A 14,608-nucleotide genomic window follows, 5' to 3' on the forward strand; every position below is an offset into this window, starting at 1 on the left:
GAAGAAATCAATCGCAACAAGAGGCTTAAACCATCGTCTGGTCATGGCCTCTTTTTGCAAAATTCGGTAAACTAGAGCGATTAATTCGTAGACGAAAAGAGTATTTCATTATGACGGATGCAACTGCTGGCAAAATCCCTCACGTGTTGGTGATTATGGATGGTGTGGGTCATCGCGAAGCGGTCGAAGACAATGCGTTTTTAGCGGCTAAACGACCAAATTTAACTGCTATGCAGGAAAAGCATCCGCATGGTTTGATCTCAGGTTCAGGTGAAGATGTCGGCCTGCCTGATGGTCAGATGGGGAACTCTGAAGTCGGTCATATGAATCTTGGTGCTGGCCGTGTGCTGTATCAGGACTTTACCCGTATTACCAAAGATATCCGTACTGGGGCTTTCTTCGAGCATGAAGTGCTGGTAGATGCGGTTGAGAAAGCCAAAGCAGCAAATGGCGCAGTCCACATTATGGGTCTGTTGTCTGAAGGCGGTGTGCACTCACACGAAGATCATATCGTGGCGATGGCTGAACTGGCTTTAAAACGCGGTGCTCAGGTTTATCTGCATGCGTTCCTCGATGGCCGTGATACACCACCAAAAAGTGCGCAACCCTCTTTAGAAAAACTGGATGCATTATTTGCTCAATATCCGGGCCAGGGTCGTATTGTCAGCATGATCGGTCGTTATTTTGCCATGGATCGTGACAACCGTTGGGATCGTGTAGAGCAAGCGTATCGTCTGCTGACTGAAGGTGAAGCAATGCGTACTGCAGCTACTGCAGTTGAAGGTCTGGAACAGGCTTATGCTGCAGAGGAATCAGATGAATTCGTAAAAGCGACTCGCATTGGCGACACTGTGAAGATTCAGGATGGCGACAGCGTCGTATTCATGAACTTCCGTGCTGACCGTGCCCGTGAATTGACTCGTGCCTTTGTTGAAAAAGATTTTGCCGGTTTTGAACGTAAGGTTGTACCGAATCTGGCGAAATTCGTAATGTTGACCCGTTATCAGGCGACCATTGATGCACCAGTAGCCTATATGCCAGAAGCGCTGGTAAATTCTTTAGGTGAGTATCTGTCGAACCTGGGTAAAACTCAGCTACGTATTGCAGAAACTGAGAAATATGCGCATGTAACTTTCTTCTTTAGCGGTGGCCGTGAAGATGAATATCCAGGTGAAAAACGTATCCTGATCCCATCTCCAAATGTTGCGACTTATGACCTGAAACCGGAAATGAGTGCCTATGAAGTAACAGATGAACTGGTGGCAGCGATCAATTCAGGCGAGTTTGACCTACTGGTTGTAAACTATGCCAATGGTGATATGGTCGGTCATACAGGTGTATTTGATGCAGCAGTGAAAGCCGTTGAAGCCGTGGATACTTGCTTAGGCCGAGTTTATGAAGCTGTGATGGCGAAAAAAGGTCATATGATTATTACTGCAGACCATGGTAATGTGGAGCAGATGCAGGATTATCAGAGCGGTCAAGTGCATACCCAGCATACCACTGAACTGGTTCCATTTATCTATGTGGGTCCAAGCTCTGCAACAATCGCAGAAGGTGGCGTATTGGCTGATGTCGCACCAACCCTGCTGAACTTGATGCAAATTCCGGTACCAGCTGAAATGCAGGGTCGCAATCTTATTGAGCTGCACGCTTAATCTTTTATAAAACAGGTATAAGAATGATAAAAACACATGGCAAGTCTGTAGTCTTATTCTGCTTACTGATGTGTTTGAGTCATTCCGCCTGGAGTGCTGTTTCGACCGAGATGGCACTCGATGAACTGGAAATGGATGAACAGGTCTATAATGAAATTCCTGTTACATCCATCCAGGAATTTGTTCAGATTTATGGCATCGTCAAAGATAATTATATTCAAGACAAAAATGACGATGTGCTTTTCCAGCAGGCCATTCAAGGTCTGGTAAGTGGCTTAGACCGCTATTCCCGCTATTTATCTCCTGAAGACTATAAGCAGCTACGTGAATATACCGAAGGTGATTTGGCCAGTATTGATTTTGATCTGCACTTTAATCCGCAGTTAAAACAATGGATGGTACAAGGCTTGAGTCCGGATGCTGACTCTGCCAAGCAAGGCCTTCGCAATGGTGTCACAGTTTACAAGATTGATGATCAGGTCTTGAGTACACTGAAACGTGAGCAGGTGCGAGATTTATTGACTGGTGCTATTGGCTCTACTTTAACGCTACAGCTTTCTGCGCAAAGTGTTCCAATCACATTGGTTCGCAATACTAAAGTGGATACCGAGATTAAATCGACCCTACACAGCAATCAGGTTCTGGTGCTGCAGGTCAAGGTCTTCCAGCAGGATACCGCTAATGAAATCAAACGGATTATTGAAAGTTATTCAACTAATCGCCTGAAAGCGGTGCTGTTTGATCTGCGTAATAATCCCGGTGGTTTATTGTCCGCAGCTGTTGAATCGGCAGATTTATTTCTGAATCAGGGTATTATTGTTTCGACTAAGAGTCGTTCTGAAGGCAATCAGCAATTTCAGGCACTACCAGGAATTGAGTTTCAGAACCTGAAAGTCGGGATTCTGATCAATAACCGTTCCGCTTCTGCTGCAGAAGTATTTACTGCTGCTCTGAAAGAACATAATCGTGCCTGGGTGGTAGGGGAAAAGAGCTATGGCAAAGGGGTGGTACAGAAACTGTTTCCTTTGAGCAATGGTTCCGCTTTGCAGATGACGGTGTCGCAATACTTTAGCCCGAGCGGCAATATGATCGAAGGACAGGGGATTCAGCCACATTTCACCTATCCTCTCGGTCAGGATGCGCGTGAGGAGAGCTATCTGGAGCACGTCACAGACTTGCTGCTCCTGCAAAAATAATTATTCCTCTTCTTCGGTATCCAGTCCAAATTTTTTCAGACGGTAACGTAAAGAGCGAAACGACATACCGAGTTTTTTGGCGGCCAATGTACGATTCCAATGCGTCAGATTCAAAGCATTCAGCAGAATTTCTTTTTCAATCTTTTCTAAATACAGTTCCAGACCTTCCTCGGGGAGTTTCTTGGGAATAATGATCTGATCCGTAGATGAGGTCGGCTCTGCCAGATTTGCCGTTTCTGATTGGACGGATACCGTATGACGCAGTGGAGCAGTTTGCAAATGCTGAAGGTCAATCTTATCTTCATCACTCAAAGTAATGGCACGTTCAATGATATTGCGCAGTTCACGCACATTGCCCGGATAATATTGCTCCAGTAAAAATTCCTTGCTCCGTTCCGTCAGTTTTTTCGCAGGAATCTCCCATTCCTGGCAGATCTTTTGAATAAAATGCTCAGCGAGGAGCAGAATATCCTGGCCGCGCTCACGCAATGGTGGTAAGACCAGATCCATCACATGAATACGGAAGAATAGGTCCTGACGAAATTTGCCTTGTTGTACCAGCGCATCGAGATCCTGATGGCTGGCGCTAATAACACGGAAATCGACATCAATTTCAGTATCAGAACCGACTGGACGAATGCGTTTTTCCTGAACTGCACGTAGCAGTTTGACCTGCATAGACAGGGGTAATTCAGCAATCTCATCTAAGAACAGACTACCTCCATGGGCAGACTGAATTAGTCCTTGTTTGTCCTGTGTCGCACCCGTAAAGCTGCCTTTCTTATGGCCAAATAGTTCGCTTTCCATTAGTTCGGTCGGAATCGCGCCGCAGTTAATTGCGATAAAAGGTCCTTCATTGCGATTGCTGAGACGATGGACCAGATTGGCCACCACTTCTTTCCCGGTCCCTGATTCGCCAGTAATAAATACCGGAGCCTGAGAACGGGCAATTTTTTTCAAGGTAACACGTAATTGCTGAATAGGCAGGGATTGCCCAATCAGCAATTTATGTTCTAGTGAATCATTGGAATTATTCTGATAATAGTCTACTGGTTTATTCAGTGCTTTTTGCAGCAGTTGTTCTAGATGCTTTTGATTGATCGGTTTGCTGACAAAGTCAAATGCACCTGCCTTGAGTGCAGCAATAGCAATATCCATATTGCCATAGGCCGTTAGAACAGCTACCGGAAGGTGAGGGGAATGCTGGTTAATCCAGTCCAGTAATTGCAGACCATTGCCATCAGGAAGATTTAGATCCGTCAGACATGCATCATATTGATGATCTGTCAGAAATTTTTTTGCATCTTCCAGACGATGGGCAATATGCGTACGGATTCCCATGCGCATCAATGACATTTGCATGAGGGTACACAGATCTTCCTCATCATCCACCAATAAGACCAGTGGTTGTTGTTCCACAATATTTCCCCTTATTCCTTTTATGCTGTCACACGTTGACAGCTAATCCGAAAGCATGCGCCCTGTTCTTGTGAAATGTAGTTGAGTTGTGCCTGATTGGCTTCACAAAAACTGTGTGATAAATATAGTCCGAGTCCCGTTCCATGGATAGATGTGCTGAAAAAAGGTTTAAATAATAATTCCTGATCATGGGTGGCAACACCAGAGCCAAAATCCCGGACATCTATCCATACCTTATGTTCATATGGGTGAATATTCAATTGAATATGGGGTGAATCCGGTGAATTATGCCGGATAGCATTACGAATCAGATTAATCAGAATCTGACGTAACTGGGCTTCATCGAACTGAATTGCCAGTGGTGCATCAATATTAAATTGAATCTGGTCCGCCACATCTGCTAAATCTTCCTGAATAAACAGTGGCATAAACTCATTCAGCTGAATCACGACCGGATGGGTTTCTTTATTCTTCACCATATTCAGGGTGTCTTGGATAATCCGGTCAATCCGGGTAGCCTGTCGGCTGATCATCTGATGCAGGACCTGTTGCTGTTCAGGTTCAGAATCGAGATAAAGATCATTGGCCTGTACAATGGCAGCCAGAGGATTGCGAATTTCATGGGCAATACTGGCGGAAAGCTGGCCTAGAGCAGCAAGCTTTAACTGTTGCACCTGCTGATTAAGTTTGCGGGCATCTTGCAGCACGAGGAGAGTCAGAGTCTGGTGCGGCACAATCAGCTTTTGTACCTGCACATGAATATTATAACGACTCTGCTGGGATTCAAATTGAAACCGCTCGCCATTTTCTAGATTTTCAAAACGGATCAGTTCAAATAAGTCATTTTGAGATTGGTATAACGAAAACCTTTCATGGGCATACATTGGCTCAATGCCCAGCAGATGACAGGCAGCTGGATTGCTGAGCACCACATGGTAATTCTCATCTAAGACCAGATAACCAGTTTCAATCTGTTCCAGAATATAGCGGTTAATATTCTGTAAGCGATATAGTTCTAGCGATTGAGAAAAATTCAGGTTTTCCAGAATCTGAAAGCGCCGTACCGCAATTTGTCCCGAGCCATAGACGACAAAAAACAGAAAGGCCAGCAGGGCACTGTTGCCGATATTGGTAAGCGAGGAGAAAGCGAAAATACTGCCGATAAAATGCTGGTAGATGATACTAATCACCGCAATCAGGGTGATGATCAGGGCCTTCTTGGCATCCAGTAATAATGAGGCTGAAAAAATGGTAATAACAAAAATCAGTCCGAGATGGACATTTGGACCCTGACTGGCCAAGGTCAATAAACTCAGAAAAAAGACATCGCTGGCAAAAATCAGAATGAACTGTGGCTGAATCAGGCGCTTTACCCATCTCAGCGTAAACAGCTGCACAGTATTGACGGCGACGCCAATTATTAAGGCATAGTGATAGAGTTTAGGATACTGATAATCCGCAGTCATATCAGGATAAGTCAGCAGAAAAATCAACAACAGACCCGTGCTGATAATCAGGCGGTAGGCGCTATACCATAGGCCCAGATGATATTGATTCAGTTCAGAATAACTGGATGTTTGCGCCATAGGAACCGCATTAAGCAGAGGGTTAAATTAAGGTTTAATCAGGCCATAGCGCATTGCAAGATGGGTCAGTTTAACATCACTATCGATATTGAGTTTTTCGAAGATCCGGTAACGGTAAGTATTGACTGTTTTAACACTTACAAACAGCTTGTCGGCAATTTCCTGCGCGCTGATACAGTTCACTACCATCATGGCTACCTGCATTTCACGTTCAGACAATGCGTCGAAAGGAGACTGCTGTGTATCAGACAGGTAGGAGCTAGCCAACTGTTCTGCGATATCAGCACTGAAATATTTACCGCCCTGCATGACTTTATTGATGGCACGAACCATCTCTGATACAGGTGCACCCTTGGTGATATAACCTTTGGCCCCTGCCTTAAGTAAAAGAGAGGGATAAGGTTCTTCAGCCAAACCACTCACCGCAAGAACTTTGGTTTCAGGAGCAGTCTGTAGTAAACGGCGTGTGGTTTCTACACCACCGATACCTGGCATGTTGACATCTAATAGAACCACATTGGGATGATGCTGACGGACGAGGGTAATTGCTTCTTCACCAGATTCAGCCTGTCCAATCACCTGAACATCCGCATGGTCTTCCAGCATTCTGCAAATTCCAGTACGAACTAATTCATGGTCGTCGACAACTAAAACTGTGATCACCTAGACTCTCCCTCATTAAAAAATCATTTTTTTGTTACATAAAGCAAAATAAGCTTGCAATGAAACTACAAAATTAGCAATCCTATTCGCAGATTAAATCTGAAACTTATCACATAGTGTCAAGAACAAAAAATGTTCGGCATTGTGTTTAAATGTAAGGCATATTAGAGGTAATACGCAAATCAATCTTACCTCTGTTAGTTGAGTGAAGGAATAGTGAAGAAAATAAACAAGTCTTTAAGGCATCTACTCGGCCTGTCCGTGTTAATCAGCATGAGCACGACAAGTTTTGCTGAAATCATTATGAATTCTGGCACAACAGAGGGCGGATCCAGCATCAGCTGGTCTTCTGATGAAGTCAATCAGCTCATGAATGATAATTTGAGCGTATCTGCTGCAGAACCTTCACCACCAGGTTCAGCAACTGTTACGACGACGATTCGTCAGGGCGGCGCACCAGCACCAGTACCGACAAAACCTGTGCAGATTATTGATAATAGTCATTTTATTAATCAACCTGCTGTAAGTGCGCGTGCAGCTCTGGTGATGGATTCACAGACGGGTGAAGTGTTATTCAGTAAAAATACCAATAATGCTTACCCGATTGCGTCGATTACTAAATTGATGACTGCAGTAGTGATTTCAGATGCGCGTTTGAATATGTCTGAAAAAATTACCCTGCAACAGGCTGATTTTTCCTGTGCAGGCTGTAAGAGCTCAAGTTCTACCTTAAGAGCCGGGGACAGCATGAATCGTGCTGAAGCCTTATTATTTGCTTTGATGAAGTCTGAGAACCCGGCTGCAGCCGCATTGGCGCGTACGTATCCAGGTGGTCGTGCAGCCTTCATTGCGAAGATGAATGCCAAAGCTAAAGAGCTGGGCATGAATTCAACCCACTATATGGAATCTACCGGCCTGCATCCTGGCAATGTGTCTTCTGCACGCGATTTGGGGATTCTGGTGAATACCGCTTCACAGTATGGTCTGATCCGTCAGTTCTCTACGACTGCCAGCTATGATTTCAACTTGGGTTACCGTGTATTGAAATCGAACAACACCAATTCACTGGTACGAAATGGTGGCTGGAATATCAATCTGTCTAAAACCGGTTATATTAATGAAGCAGGACGTTGTGTCGTCATGCACACGACCTTGAATAACCGTCCTGTAGTGGTCGTGGTATTAGGTGCGGATTCAACTGCTGCACGGACCAATGATGCGACTCGTCTCATGACCTGGGTGTCTAGCCTGCCTAAACAACGTGTTTAATCTTTTCTAAGCGCATATAAAAAGCCCTGCAATTGCAGGGCTTTTTTGATTCTGTATCTTACATATTAGAAAGAATAGATTCACGAACCTGTTCTAAAGTTGCGTCGATAGACAGCATTACGGCATCAGAACATTGTTTGATCGCAGTATCCGGATCTTTCAGACCGTTACCAGTTACGGTACACACGATCACAGAACCTTCAGCAATTTTACCTGCTTTAATGTCACGGATTGCGCCACCGATTGAAGCTGCAGATGCAGGTTCTACGAATACGCCTTCATACATAGAAAGAAGACGTTGCGCTTCCAGAATCTCGGCATCAGTCAGTTCATCGAACCAGCCTTTAGAATCACGAACAACCGCTTTCGCATGGTTCCAGCTTTGTGGATTACCGATACGGATTGCAGTTGCAACAGTCTCAGGATTTTCAACAGGTGCACCACGAAGGAAAGGTGCAGCACCAGAAGCCTGGTAACCTACCATTGTTGGCAGACCTTCAGGTTTAGGACCAGTGAAGGCATCAGTAGCAGCGTCGTAAACCACTTGCTCAAACTCGCCAGCAGGCTGATTTGCAACCGCTTCGGTATAACCCATCCAGTGCGCAGTAATGTTACCCGCATTACCTACAGGCAGGCAGTGGTAATCTGGTGCACGGCCCAATTCATCCACGATTTCGTAAGCAATGGTTTTTTGACCTTGCAGACGGTATGGGTTGATTGAGTTCACGATAGTGACAGGTGCTTTGTCAGCGATTTCTTTTACCAGACGCATACCGTCATCGAAGTTACCGCGGATTTGCATGGTGATCGCACCATACATCATCGCTTGCGCCATTTTACCCATCGCAATTTTGCCTTCTGGGATTAAAACAAACGCCTTGATACCTGCACGCGCTGCATAAGCTGCTGCAGCTGCTGACGTATTACCTGTAGAAGCACAGATAATCGCTTTAGAGCCTTCTTCAACCGCTTTTGTTACCGCCATGGTCATACCACGGTCTTTAAATGAACCAGTCGGGTTTAAGCCCTCGTACTTCACATAAATTTCAACATTTTTGCCAATAATGCGCGGAATATTCGCAAGCTTAATCAGTGGCGTGTTACCTTCACCCAGAGAAACGGCTTTAGTAGTTGCAGACACTGGTAAACGGTCGCGATAGCGGTCAACTAAACCAGTATAACGATTGGCATTCGACATGATGATGTTCCAATTGTGTGTAGAGCTTGGCAAGGGGAGAGTGTCCCCTCGACCCGATTAATTATCAAGCGATTCTAAACGAATTCGTACAATTTCGCCATGAATGACAGGAAGAGCTTGAATTTGTTTTAACGCTTCATCCATTTTCGCTTCCTTGACTGGATCAGTCAGGATCACGATAGGAATAAGATCTTTCAGACGTGACTGCTGCAGAATTGCATCAATACTGATGCCTTCGCGGCTTAGAATAGAGGTTACTTCAGCCAGTACTCCGGTCTGATCCTCAGCATTGATCCGGATGTAGTATCCAGTCGTCATTTCTTCACGTGGCAGGATTGGCAGGTCACTTAAACTTTCAAAAGCCAGTTGTGGAATTGTACCAGCACCATCTTCAGTATAAGAAATATCACGTACGATATCCACGACATCTGCAACTACTGCAGAAGCTGTAGGGCCCGCGCCAGCACCCGCACCGTAATACAGTGTAGGACCAACCGCATTGGCTTGAACCAGAACTGCATTTTTCACACCATTCACATTAGCGATCAATTGCTCTTCAGGAATCAGAGTAGGATGTACGCGGAGTTCAATACCGGTTTCAGCACGACGGGCAATACCGAGGTGTTTGATACGGAAGCCCAAGTCTTCAGCATATTTCACGTCTTGTGCAGTAATTTTGCTAATGCCTTCAGTAAAGACTTTATCAAACTGCAACGGAATACCAAAAGCAATAGAGGCCAGTAATGTCAGTTTATGTGCTGCATCGATGCCTTCAACGTCAAAGGTTGGATCAGCTTCTGCATAACCCAGTTCTTGTGCTTCTTTCAGTACATCAGCAAAGGCACGGCCTTTATCTCGCATTTCAGTCAGGATGAAGTTGCCTGTACCGTTGATGATGCCAGCCAGCCAGTCAATCTTGTTGGCTGCCAGACCTTCACGCATCACTTTAATAATTGGAATGCCGCCAGCCACCGCTGCCTCGTAAGCAATTTGCACAGCGTTGTCATCGGCAAGTTTGAACAGTTCATTCCCGTGTTCAGCCAATAGGGCCTTGTTGGCAGTCACGACCTGTTTGCCATGCAAAATGGCTTCTTTAATCACTTCATAAGCAGGGTGAATACCGCCCATGACTTCCACCACCACATCTACATCAGGTTGACGTACGATGTCGAGCAGATCTGCACTTTGTTTGACTGATTCAGGTAGATCCAGATCAGGACGCGGACGACGCGTACCAACATGGGTAATTTGAATTTCACGACCGGTGCGACGTTTAATCTCAGCAGCATTTTCTTTTAATAGTTTAAGGGCACCACCACCCACAGTACCAAGACCGAGGATTGCCAGACGAACTGGTTTCACGTCACACTCCAAATATAAACAGTTTTTTACGAGAGCCTAGATCATAGCTAAAAAAGCGGCCTGACTCTAGGGTCATTTCAGAATATCTTCATCTATAAAATAAAGTTAAATAACTAATTAAAATGAGTTATTTAAGTCGATTCAATAATTCTGATGTACTCATATAGCCACCGAGGTAAAGTCCTTCAGAACTGTATACGCCCGGCGTACCATTGACACCAATATTAAGACCCATTTGATATTGATCTTTCACAGGATTTTTACAAGTCGTTGGTGTAATAGATCCACCGGCAATGGCTTGGTCGAAGGCTGCACGACGATCGGAATTACACCAGATGGCTTCCATGGCAGGCATATGCTGCTCGCCACGTGGCCAGGCAATATAGCGTACTTCGATGCCTTTGCTGTTCATTTCATCCATTTGTTCATGGAATTTGTGACAATACGGACAGCTGACATCGGTAAAGACATAGATCACATGCTTGGTTTTGCCTTTGGCTGGATAAATCAGCAGGTCTTCCGCTTTAAGGTTTGCAAAGATTTTCTTGTTGACGTCAGATTGCAAAGTTTCACTGACATTGTGCAGCTCTTTATCTCCAAGGCGAATGACATCGCCCTGAATCAGATATTTGCCATCATTTGTCACATAGACGGGTGCCATACCTTCCAGGCTGACCCATGACATGTTGGGTACTTCAGTGGTTTTAATACCCGTGATTTTTGCGTTAATTCCCGCTTTTTTGAAATGACCTTCGAGCGTTGAAATCAGGCGTTGCTGTGCATTACGTTCGCTAAGGTTAGAGGCTTCACCCGTCGCCGGTGCACTTGCTGTAAGCGTATCTTGCTTTTTATCTGAATTATTGGAATTGGAACATGCGCTCAGTCCCAGACCGGTAGCAAGCAGACAAGCGATAAAAATTTTGGTGCGGGCAAATGTCATAATAACCCTTTTTTTTCTTGGACTAAAAACAGAGCATTAGCATAGCAAAAAAAGATAGAGCTACGTCAAACTTCTCAGTTTATTCTATTCAAATCAGCTCTTAAGCCCGTGGATGATGGGTTGCATGCAGTTGCTGCATTCTAACTTGTGCCACATGGGTATAGATCTGTGTGGTGGATAAATCACTATGACCTAGCAACATTTGTACTACCCGTAAGTCAGCGCCATGATTAAGTAAATGCGTGGCGAAGGCATGGCGCAAAGTATGTGGAGACAGTTCAGCCTGAATTCCGGCTTGTAGTGCGTAGCGTTTAATGGCATACCAGAAATTCTGCCGGCTCATGATCCCACCATGCTGGGTGAGAAACAGATAATCAGTCGCTGTCTTATAAAGTTGCGGACGTGCTTCCTGTAAATATTTTTCTACCCATTCACAGGCCATCTGTCCCATCGGCACTAGACGTTCTTTATTGCCTTTACCGACAATACGCAAATAGCCCTGTTTTAAATTAATCAGATCCAGACGCAGATTAATCAGTTCCGTCACCCGTAAACCGCACGCATAAAGCACTTCAAACATGGCACGATCACGTAAACCAAGGGCAGTATTAATATCAGGTGCATGAATCAGCGCTTCGACATCAGCTTCAGACAGGTCTTTGGGCAGGGCACGGCCCAGTTTTGGTGTTTTATGGGCAGCAACCGGATTGTCACTCCGCAGTTTTTGTTCCCGCAGGAATTTATAAAAAGAACGTAAGGCGGACAAACATCGTGCAATTGAACGTGGACTTTTTTGCTGTTTGGTTAGTTCAATCAGCACATCGGAAATATCATCATGGTTCCATTCTGGTAAAGGTTTAACCAGACATTCAGCACACTGGATCAGATCAGACAAATAGGCATTTCGGGTATGAGGGCTCACTGTCTGGGCAATCAGATAATCACGAAAACCCTGTAAGTAACTGAAAGCTTCAGGAATCTGAACTGGACTAGGAATGCGAGGTTTTTTATTCAGCATGATGTTTAATAAAGATAATTTTTAAAGCGAGAAGCCTGATTGCTATTCTCCACTCTAGTTTAATTTTACTGACATGTCGATGTGCTATACAGCCAAGAAGAAATGTAATTAATACTTATTTGTTAATTATTCTCATTTGTTTGTATACTGTACAAAAGTCTTAGGAATTTTCACGGTGCGTTTGTCTGATTTGAAAGCAAAACAAACTGCCATCATTCGAAAAGTTAATCGAACTACTGATGGTAAAGGCGCTTCCCACGATGTTGTGGCCAGTCGCTTGGAAACTTTAGGTTTTGTACCAGGGACACAGGTACAAGTCATTACCAAAGGTATTTTTGGTGGGGATCCGATTCTTATTCAGGTGGGGTTTACGCGTTTTGCTTTACGAAAATCGGAAGCGGCCAAGATTGAAATTGAACAGGGAGTCGCGGCATGAGTGATACCTTACGTATTGCCCTTGTCGGTAACCCAAACTGCGGTAAAACTTCTTTATTTAACCATTTAACCGGATCTCGTCAAAAAGTCGGCAACTATGCCGGGGTTACGGTTGAGCGTAAAGTCGGGAATTTTACGCTTCCTTCAGGCAAACCGGTACGCGTACTGGATCTGCCAGGAACTTATAGTCTGGATGCGACCAGCCCGGACGAAGAAATTACCCGTAATGTGGTTCAGGGTAAAATTGCAGAAGAAGGCCAGCAGGATACTTTCCTGTGCGTTGTAGATGCAACCAACCTAAAACTGCATCTGGGACTGGTACTGGAAATGATTCAGCTGGGTCGTCCAATGCTGGTGGTGCTGAACATGATGGATGAAGCACGCCGTCGCGGGATGCAGATTAATACCCAGAAACTGTCTGAACGTCTGGGTGTGCCAGTGGTTGAGACCGTTGCCGTGCGTACTTCAGGCATTGAAAACCTGAAAAATGCACTGGATAAAAACAAGTTTTCTGCTCCGCAAACTGAACTCAGCGGTTTGAGTGGCGATCACCATCATCAGATTGCCAGCATTCTGAAAGATGTGGTGAATTATGCCGATCAGGAAGATAAACGTACTGATTTCCTGGACAAGATATTCCTGCATCCGGTATTGGGCCTGCTTAGTCTAGCCATCATGATGTTTGTGGTGTTTCAGGCGGTCTTTGCCTGGGCTGCGCCATTTATGGACGGAATTGAAACTTTCTTCGGCTGGTTGGGCGAGTACATGGGTGGACTGATCGCTCATCCTTTATTAAACAGCCTAGTGGTTGACGGGATTATTGCCGGTGCGGGTGGAGTGGTAGTCTTCCTGCCGCAGATTCTGATTCTGTTCTTCTTTATTCTGGTTTTGGAAGAGTCCGGGTATTTACCACGTGCCGCCTTCCTGCTAGATAAATTGATGTTTAAAGCAGGTCTTTCAGGCCGTGCTTTTATCCCTCTATTGTCCAGCTTTGCCTGTGCCGTGCCGGGGATTATGGCTTCAAGAACGATTAGTGATCCACGTGACCGTTTGACCACGATTTTTGTGGCGCCACTGATGACCTGTTCAGCACGTCTGCCAGTATATGCTTTGCTGATTGCAGCCTTCATTCCTGAGCAAACCGTGTGGGGCTTCATGAACCTGCAGGGTCTGGTGTTATTTGGTCTGTATATGGCCGGTATTCTAAGTGCGTTGATTGTGTCCTTTATCCTGAAATTTTTCCATAAAGACAAGTCTCAGCACATGCTGTTGATGGAGCTGCCAAGTTACCGTTTCCCGGATGTGAAAAACGTCTGGATTGGGTTGCTGGACCGCGGCAAAATTTTCTTGAAGCGTGTCGGCGGCATCATCTTTGCGTTATCCATTCTGCTATGGTTCCTGTGTACGTTCCCGCAGCCACCAGAAGGTGCAACTTTACCGGATATCGATTATTCCTTTGCCGGGATGCTCGGCCATGTGATGCAACCTATTTTTGCACCATTGGGCTTTAACTGGCAGATCTGTATTGCACTGATTCCGGCGATGGCAGCGCGTGAAGTTGTCGTGGCAGCATTGGGTACGGTTTATGCCTTGTCTGCAGTCGATGAAGATGCCATGTCTGAGGGTCTGGCGGCACTGATTAGTGGCGGTGGTGATCTGGGCTGGTCGATCGCGACCGGCTTGTCTCTACTGGTCTGGTTTATCTATGCGCCGCATTGTTTGGCGACTTTAGCCACTGTGAAGCGTGAAACCGGTTCATGGAAAACGGTCAGCTTTATGACCTTCTACTTGTTTGGTTTGGCATATTTCATGTCATTCCTGACTTATCAAATTGCATCACATTATTTGGGTTAAACTGGCTGAA

The 14,608-nt window shown here is 45.2% G+C and carries 12 protein-coding genes; 5 read left to right on the plus strand and 7 right to left on the minus strand.

Going from position 1 to position 14,608, the window contains the following annotated elements; all coding sequences use genetic code 11:
- Positions 1 to 110: 110 nt before the first annotated feature.
- On the plus strand, positions 111 to 1,658 hold the full coding sequence (gene gpmI / locus FTV31_RS11700) for a 2,3-bisphosphoglycerate-independent phosphoglycerate mutase (RefSeq protein ID WP_180015005.1): 1,548 nt from the start codon (positions 111 to 113) through the stop codon (positions 1,656 to 1,658).
- A gap of 23 nt (positions 1,659 to 1,681) precedes the next feature.
- Positions 1,682 to 2,854, plus strand: a complete 1,173-nt coding sequence (locus tag FTV31_RS11705; RefSeq protein ID WP_180015007.1) for a S41 family peptidase — start codon at positions 1,682 to 1,684, stop codon at positions 2,852 to 2,854.
- On the opposite strand, the gene FTV31_RS11710 is transcribed toward FTV31_RS11705, so the two are convergent.
- The 3 genes from FTV31_RS11710 to FTV31_RS11720 are packed head-to-tail and all read right to left on the minus strand — an operon-like array spanning position 2,855 to position 6,522.
- Positions 2,855 to 4,276: a sigma-54 dependent transcriptional regulator gene (locus tag FTV31_RS11710; RefSeq protein ID WP_180015038.1), complete on the minus strand. Its 1,422-nt coding sequence runs from the start codon at positions 4,274 to 4,276 to the stop codon at positions 2,855 to 2,857.
- A 17-nt stretch (positions 4,277 to 4,293) separates the two neighbouring features.
- On the minus strand, positions 4,294 to 5,859 hold the full coding sequence (locus FTV31_RS11715) for a PAS domain-containing sensor histidine kinase (protein WP_166136460.1): 1,566 nt from the start codon (positions 5,857 to 5,859) through the stop codon (positions 4,294 to 4,296).
- Positions 5,860 to 5,886: 27 nt separating this feature from the next.
- Positions 5,887 to 6,522 carry a response regulator gene (locus FTV31_RS11720; RefSeq protein WP_005233474.1) on the minus strand — a complete coding sequence of 212 codons (636 nt, stop codon included), beginning with the start codon at positions 6,520 to 6,522 and terminating at the stop codon, positions 5,887 to 5,889.
- 216 nt (positions 6,523 to 6,738) lie between these two features.
- Between FTV31_RS11720 and FTV31_RS11725 the strand changes: the two genes are divergently transcribed.
- Positions 6,739 to 7,791: a serine hydrolase gene (locus FTV31_RS11725; RefSeq protein ID WP_034703413.1), complete on the plus strand. Its 1,053-nt coding sequence runs from the start codon at positions 6,739 to 6,741 to the stop codon at positions 7,789 to 7,791.
- Between the two features lie 58 nt (positions 7,792 to 7,849).
- On the opposite strand, the gene thrC is transcribed toward FTV31_RS11725, so the two are convergent.
- From thrC to xerD, 4 genes are all read right to left on the minus strand, one after another.
- Positions 7,850 to 8,989, minus strand: coding sequence for a threonine synthase (thrC, locus tag FTV31_RS11730; RefSeq protein ID WP_104426956.1), 1,140 nt, complete (start codon positions 8,987 to 8,989; stop codon positions 7,850 to 7,852).
- Positions 8,990 to 9,046: 57 nt separating this feature from the next.
- Complete coding sequence (locus FTV31_RS11735; RefSeq protein WP_005233480.1) at positions 9,047 to 10,351, minus strand: homoserine dehydrogenase; 1,305 nt, start codon at positions 10,349 to 10,351, stop codon at positions 9,047 to 9,049.
- A gap of 127 nt (positions 10,352 to 10,478) precedes the next feature.
- Complete coding sequence (locus FTV31_RS11740) at positions 10,479 to 11,291, minus strand: DsbC family protein (protein ID WP_159124367.1); 813 nt, start codon at positions 11,289 to 11,291, stop codon at positions 10,479 to 10,481.
- Between the two features lie 100 nt (positions 11,292 to 11,391).
- A complete protein-coding gene (gene xerD, locus FTV31_RS11745; RefSeq protein WP_159124366.1) occupies positions 11,392 to 12,309 on the minus strand; it encodes a site-specific tyrosine recombinase XerD in 918 nt (305 codons plus the stop codon).
- A gap of 175 nt (positions 12,310 to 12,484) precedes the next feature.
- On the opposite strand from xerD, the gene FTV31_RS11750 reads away from it, so the two are divergent.
- Both FTV31_RS11750 and FTV31_RS11755 read left to right on the plus strand, forming a co-directional pair.
- On the plus strand, positions 12,485 to 12,745 hold the full coding sequence (locus tag FTV31_RS11750) for a FeoA family protein (protein WP_180015009.1): 261 nt from the start codon (positions 12,485 to 12,487) through the stop codon (positions 12,743 to 12,745).
- Positions 12,742 to 14,598, plus strand: a complete 1,857-nt coding sequence (locus tag FTV31_RS11755; protein ID WP_004787264.1) for a ferrous iron transporter B — start codon at positions 12,742 to 12,744, stop codon at positions 14,596 to 14,598. The genes FTV31_RS11750 and FTV31_RS11755 overlap by 4 nt, the downstream gene beginning before the upstream one ends.
- Positions 14,599 to 14,608 lie beyond the last annotated feature (10 nt).

The sequence above is a fragment of the Acinetobacter sp. YH16031 genome (assembly GCF_013417335.1).
In the GTDB taxonomy this organism is placed as follows: Bacteria; Pseudomonadota; Gammaproteobacteria; order Pseudomonadales; family Moraxellaceae; genus Acinetobacter.